This is a genomic window from Acinetobacter sp. SwsAc2, assembly GCF_013391465.1.
Lineage (GTDB): Bacteria > Pseudomonadota > Gammaproteobacteria > Pseudomonadales > Moraxellaceae > Acinetobacter > Acinetobacter johnsonii.
The window spans coordinates 1-5,863 of sequence record NZ_JACBEZ010000063.1 but is presented as its reverse complement, the minus strand read 5'-3'; the positions used below and the strand labels follow the sequence as shown (position 1 = coordinate 5,863).

General features: G+C 37.1%; 7 protein-coding genes. 4 read left to right on the top strand and 3 right to left on the bottom strand.

Translation table 11 applies throughout. The features are described 5' to 3' along the window. Nucleotides 1-179 precede the first annotated feature (179 nt). On the top strand, nucleotides 180-494 hold the full coding sequence (locus HYI04_RS16475; RefSeq protein WP_178896408.1) for a BrnA antitoxin family protein: 315 nt from the start codon (nucleotides 180-182) through the stop codon (nucleotides 492-494). A 91-nt stretch (nucleotides 495-585) separates the two neighbouring features. Here HYI04_RS16475 and HYI04_RS16470 read toward each other — a convergent pair whose 3' ends face one another. Both HYI04_RS16470 and HYI04_RS16465 read right to left on the bottom strand, forming a co-directional pair. Then, nucleotides 586-1,818, bottom strand: coding sequence for an FRG domain-containing protein (locus tag HYI04_RS16470; RefSeq protein ID WP_178896407.1), 1,233 nt, complete (start codon nucleotides 1,816-1,818; stop codon nucleotides 586-588). A gap of 187 nt (nucleotides 1,819-2,005) precedes the next feature. After that, nucleotides 2,006-2,617, bottom strand: coding sequence for a recombinase family protein (locus tag HYI04_RS16465; protein WP_004740252.1), 612 nt, complete (start codon nucleotides 2,615-2,617; stop codon nucleotides 2,006-2,008). A gap of 214 nt (nucleotides 2,618-2,831) precedes the next feature. On the opposite strand from HYI04_RS16465, the gene HYI04_RS16460 reads away from it, so the two are divergent. The 3 genes from HYI04_RS16460 (at nucleotide 2,832) to HYI04_RS16450 (ending at nucleotide 4,056) form a co-directional block, all read left to right on the top strand. Beyond that, nucleotides 2,832-3,359: a plasmid pRiA4b ORF-3 family protein gene (locus HYI04_RS16460; RefSeq protein ID WP_000537573.1), complete on the top strand. Its 528-nt coding sequence runs from the start codon at nucleotides 2,832-2,834 to the stop codon at nucleotides 3,357-3,359. A gap of 108 nt (nucleotides 3,360-3,467) precedes the next feature. After that, entirely contained in the window at nucleotides 3,468-3,764 is a 297-nt protein-coding gene (locus HYI04_RS16455) for a type II toxin-antitoxin system RelE/ParE family toxin (RefSeq protein WP_005175534.1), read from the top strand. Between the two features lies 1 nt (nucleotide 3,765). Beyond that, a complete protein-coding gene (locus HYI04_RS16450; RefSeq protein ID WP_060875721.1) occupies nucleotides 3,766-4,056 on the top strand; it encodes an addiction module antidote protein in 291 nt (96 codons plus the stop codon). A 111-nt stretch (nucleotides 4,057-4,167) separates the two neighbouring features. Here the strand turns inward: HYI04_RS16450 and HYI04_RS16445 are convergent, their stop codons facing one another. After that, nucleotides 4,168-5,622: a SulP family inorganic anion transporter gene (locus HYI04_RS16445; RefSeq protein ID WP_019838442.1), complete on the bottom strand. Its 1,455-nt coding sequence runs from the start codon at nucleotides 5,620-5,622 to the stop codon at nucleotides 4,168-4,170. Between the last annotated feature and the right edge of the window lie 241 nt (nucleotides 5,623-5,863).

Sequence of the window (5,863 nt, the reverse complement as noted above, 5' to 3'; positions counted from 1 at the left end):
CTGGACAAAATGACTCCAGATGAGTTTTACTATGACCAGCTACCACAACAAAATAAGGTAGCTTAACTAGAGCAGAGTATCACTTATAAATAAGCTTTTAGTTGTTCAAACATGTGGGACCACCTCTCATATCCGCATTATTTCGGCACGACAGGCAGAGAAAAAAGAGAGGAAACAGTATGAGCAAAACCGTTACTTACAAAATGGATTTGAATAATCCTCCTGTTTTGTCTGAAGAACAAAAGGCAAGACTTGAAGCCCTGGCTAAACGCCCAGACAGTGAAATAGACTTTTCGGACATTCCTGAACTTGATGAAAGCTTTTGGAAAAATGCTGTCCAAAATCCGTTTTATAAGCCAACTAAACAAGTGACTACAGTACGCATTGATGCAGATGTTATGCAATGGCTAAAAGCACAAGGCAAAGGCTATCAGACACGTATGAATAAAATTTTACGGGATGCCATGCTAAAAGATTTAAAAAATCATCAATAAAAATGGGAGCTTAGAGTTCCCATTTTTGTGTTATTCACCAATAAAAATGTCTAGAAAATCTAGTGTCTATTCACTTTTAAAATACATTGATTTAAATTGGTCGAAATCCCAATTTATCTATTAGATCTCGTGGCTGATAACTAGCTCCACAATCTAATTCTGAGTTTGTATCAACAAGTATGTCTTCATTTTGAAAGAAAAAAATAGCTCCCTTAATACCTTCTGCTATTTGTCTAAAGAAGGAAGAGGCTTCAATTGGTGCAACAGTAGACATTGCTCGATAGCGATGCCCACCTTCTATCTTTTCAAAACAACTATCAAAGGTTTTACTTCCTTCTGTAAAGGGGTCAATAAGAGCTGACACTACTTTTGCAATATGTACTTCACTTTCTGGAATAAGCATAGTAATTCTTGATTTCCAATTATCATTAACTAACTTACATGTTATAGGACTTCCTAAAACTGTTTTGGCGGCCCCTTCATACCCTGGGAAAAGAGTACTTGGTTTGTAACCTATTCGATTGATAATAGACAGTAACTTTGTAGACTCGCTTCGTGGCATAAGGATTTTATACATTAAAGGTGACTCGATAGATCTAACTGAGTTAAGTAGTTCATCTACCGATTGTATTTGAAGTGAGCCAAAAGCATTTTCATTATTAAGAGATATAGGATTAACTGTAAAAACTCCACGTTGTGCATGAAGATTAGGATTGCTAGCCGCAGGTGCTGTAACTATTTCTACTGCACCGGCACTTCTCTCGATAGCATAACTATCGACTGCCCAAATAGCTAATTCAGGATTACTAGTGTTATGAGGTTGGCATGCAAAGAAGCATGCTATGTATGGATCAAGGCTCCAATCAAGTAATCTCGTAGGGAGACCATGGTGTTGTGCTAATGCAGCAAGCCCATATAAAGATTTAGGAGGCCATCTTTGTTCGTTCTGTAATAATTGTTGTAGGTAGCTTAAAGCCGATGTGGTAGGCCTATATAAAAATGGTCTTAGCTCAGGAGCATCGTCTGCAACAGGTAATCCTTGCATATCTACTTCAGAATAAAATTTAGCAAGAACATTGAACTCGTAATACAGTTGAATAGCTGTAGAGTCATAATTAGGTACACACTCTCTACCAGCGATTCGATTCATCAGCTCTTGACTTCCATCTCTTAATGCTGTGGGAATCAATTTGTACGTTGAATCAGGTAAGCCTCTAAATAGCCATCGTCTTGAAGCTAGATCTTTTGAAAATATACCAGTAGTTGGGGAGAAAAGGTCATACATTTCTTCAGCAGTTTTCAAATTAATTTCTTTTAATTCCAATGTATTACTCACTTATATAAAATGATATTTTTGATTAAATCAAAAATTGTAGATTAAAGTTGAAAGTTAATAACCACCAATTGTATAGACACCTTTTTATTTAACATAAAATCTCTTATGCGAAATAACATTACATGTAACTCCAAAATAGAAATGTCCGGTTTCTCCAAAGTAAAAATGTCCGCTTTTAGATAACTTTAGCAACTCGATAGACAGTTGCAACTCCACAATTCACTGCTTTGGCAATTTCTTCCTTAGTCATATTGCCAGCTGCTAGCAATTCTTTTATTCGTTTGTGCTTAGCCTCATTGGCTTTCTTACCTGTTGGCTTGTAACCTGAACGTGCCAGGCCCTGCTTAATACGTTCTATACGTTTCTCATTGTCTAGGCGAGCCATTGTTGCCAGGAGATCAATCAACATATTGTTGATGAGTTCCAGGATTGAATGAGTAATGCTGTCACTGGTTTGAATCATTTGGTAGGTAGTAGGAAGATCTGCTACGACTAAACGAAGTCCCTTCTCCTGGATCCTGCGCTTCAGCTCTTGAAAATCTCGTTGGGTTAGGCGTGATAAGCGGTCAATACTTTCAACTAACAATGTGTCACCTTGATTTGCTTCTGACAGTAGCTTATTCAATTCAGGTCGGTCTAACTTCGTACCACTATAGTTTTCCACGTACACAATGGTTTCACCCAAATTCAAGTTTTGGTTTAGATCCTGAAGAATCTGCAAAGCCCTTTCTGCATCTTGATCTTTAGTTGAAGCTCGTAGATAAATACGTGTATTCATTTCTATCATTTAATCTTAATTCTATTAGATTAATGATAACACTATCATTTAATTATTACATTAAGTCTAATAATAGATATTGTATGCGATTTGGCTCGCCATCATTCAGCTATACTCTTTTGATAGAAAAATCATGACAGAAGGGCATGCTTGGTAAGTTCATATAACGTGTATTATGTTAATTTTAGATTTACTAAAACTATTTTTTGAGAACTAGGCTGTTATGGGAACTGTAAAGCTCAAATCTTCTGATGAAGTTTTTCAATTAAAAATTAGTCTTCTAGGCAGTGATCCTGAAATCTGGAGAACTATTCAAATTTCATCGGCAGCTACTTTATCTACGCTCCATAAGGCAATTCAATCTGCTTTTGATTGGGAAGATAGCCATTTACATGAATTCACGACTATTAAGCATGAAAAGATCAATAAAAGACAAAAATTGAAAGAAGTTCTACGTGTAGGTAAAAAAATTATATATACATATGATTTTGGCGATTGTTGGGAACATTTGATTACTGTAGAAAGCAGACAATCTCCTGATTTAAATAAAAAATATCCATGTTGTATAGATGGTCAAAATCATGCTCCATTTGAAGATATTGGAGGAATTTTTGGATATCTTGATATTTTAGATGCATTACAAGACCCTAAACATCCAAGATATGACGATTACATGCAAATTATCGAGGATGAAATAGGAGAGATAGAGTTTGATCCGACCTACTTTAATTCACATGATATTAAGTTTTAAACCTGATTTAACATAATGGCTGTTATACGAAATTAATGGATGTCCGTATAGACTACTTGCATATTGTATTCGATCGAATACAATATAGTGAGAAGATAAGGAATTCTCATGATTGAAATTAAACGTCTGCCAGAATTTGATGAATGGTTAGATGGCATTAAAGACAATATGACCCGTATTCGTCTGAATCGTAGATTAGATAAGGTTCAACGTGGAAATTGGGGAGACATTAAGCCTCTCCAAGATGGCGTTTGGGAAATGAGAGAATTCTTCGGTGCTGGATGGAGAATGTATTACATCCAGCATGGTGACGTAGTGATTGTAATGCTTGGTGGAGGAGATAAATCGACTCAACAACAAGACATCGATCGTGCAGTCAAATTATCGAAAACATTGGAGGATTAAAATGGTTAAAGTCGCTGATTTACCAAGTTTTGATATGGCTGAGTCACTCAAAACTGAAGAAGACATTGTGATGTATCTCAATATGGTTCTTGAAGATAATGATCCAGCTGAATTAGCCCATGCACTTGGTGTTATTGCTAAAGCTCGTGGCATGACTCAAATTGCTAAAGAAGCAGGGATTGGGCGTGAGGCACTCTACAAAGCCCTACGTCATGATTCAGCACCACGTTTTGATACGATTAATCGTGTAGTAAATGCGTTAGGCTTAAAACTCACTGTACAACACGCCTAAAACTTTAAAAAATATAGTAAAAATGGGAGCTAAAGGCTCCCATTTTTAGATTCGTATAACGTGTATTATGTTAATTTTAGAGATTCTACATAAACGTAAAATCTCCTGCACTTAGATTCTGGCATGTGTTCCATACTTATCAATCATGATAGAGCTGGCTTCATTTAAGCCACGCACAGTGACATTCACACTATTCTTTTGGAATTTATTTACAACAGAATCAAGCATGGCGACTGATGTTACATCCCAAATGTGAGAATGGGTCAAATCAATAATCACATCCTTTACATTCTCTTTAAAGTCAAACCCTTGCATGAATTTTTCAGAAGAACTAAAGAAGATCTGACCTCTCAAATCATATAAACGGGCTGTTCCTTCAAAAGATGCTATTACTTGGATATCATTTTCAAGTTTATTCGCTAGGAACAAAGCTGAAAGTAATACGCCTGTTAACACACCCAAAGCCAGGTTATGCGTAGCAACAACTACAATCACAGTCGCAATCATGACGATATTACTGCTCTTAGGATTATCTTTTAACTGAGTGACAGAACTCCATTCAAAGGTACTGATAGAGACCATGATCATTACCGCTACCAATGCAGCCATTGGAATCACTTTGAGCCAATCGCTGATAAATACAACCAGAATAAGAAGAAAAATACCCGCAGAGAATGTTGATAAGCGTGTAAGACCACCCGATTTCACGTTAATCATGGATTGACCAATCATGGCACAACCGGCCATCCCCCCCATAAAGCCAGAAGCAATATTCGCGATACCTTGTCCTTTACATTCTTGGAATTTATCACTTGGTGTATCTGTCATTTCATCCACGATGGTTGCTGTCATCATCGATTCAAGTAAACCTACAGCCGCCAGTGCGACTGAATAAGGCAAAATAATCATCAATGTTTCAATATTCAAAGGAATATTTGGAATCAAGAACATTGGAAGTGTGTCAGGTAACGATCCCATATCACCCACAGTTCTTACATCAATTCCTAGAGCAATTGCCAGTAATGTGATTGCAATGATGCAGACAAGTGGAGAAGGCAATAATTTTCCTAATTTGGGAATCATAGGGAAGAGATAAATAATCGCCAAACCTAAAGCAACTAAAGCATATACATGCCAGGTCACATTAATCAGTTCAGGCAGCTGAGCCATAAAAATTAAAATTGCTAACGCATTTACGAATCCAATAACCACAGATTTAGATACAAATCGCATTAACTTGGCGAGCTTTAAATAGCCAGCCATTATTTGAATTACACCCGTCAAAATTGTTGCTGCAAGCAGGTATTCAAGCCCATGCTCTTTGACCAAAGTAACCATGAGCAGTGCCATAGCCCCTGTAGCTGCTGAAATCATAGCTGGACGACCGCCTACGAAAGAAATCACGACGGCTATACAGAAAGATGCGTATAGACCGACTTTAGGATCTACACCTGCAATAATTGAAAATGCGATGGCTTCAGGGATGAGTGCAAGACCGACGACTAATCCAGCAAGTACATCCCCACGGATGTTAGAGAACCACTGTTCTCGGACATTAGACAACATAAACATAGCCTGTTTTTTAATTTTTCAGATAGGCTAGTGATGTGATATATACAACACACAAGCGACTACACCACATCACTAGACAGTGATGAGTTATTTACAGATTTAAGACGGTAAATAAACTTAAGGTGGCGTAAGTGTCATAAGATGAAAGAACGTTTTAGAGTAAAAAAATCAGGACAAGGGTAACAGCTAGGTACTTTTTTATAAAGCCTGGATGTTATATCCAAGCTTTGTTTAA

Coding starts and splice junctions, on each gene's coding strand:
- HYI04_RS16475 (WP_178896408.1), top strand. CDS start 180: ATGAGCAAAACCGTTACTTACAAAATGGATTTGAATAATCCTCCTGTT.
- HYI04_RS16465 (WP_004740252.1), bottom strand. CDS start 2,617: ATGATAGAAATGAATACACGTATTTATCTACGAGCTTCAACTAAAGAT.
- HYI04_RS16460 (WP_000537573.1), top strand. CDS start 2,832: ATGGGAACTGTAAAGCTCAAATCTTCTGATGAAGTTTTTCAATTAAAA.
- HYI04_RS16455 (WP_005175534.1), top strand. CDS start 3,468: ATGATTGAAATTAAACGTCTGCCAGAATTTGATGAATGGTTAGATGGC.
- HYI04_RS16450 (WP_060875721.1), top strand. CDS start 3,766: ATGGTTAAAGTCGCTGATTTACCAAGTTTTGATATGGCTGAGTCACTC.
- HYI04_RS16445 (WP_019838442.1), bottom strand. CDS start 5,622: ATGTTGTCTAATGTCCGAGAACAGTGGTTCTCTAACATCCGTGGGGAT.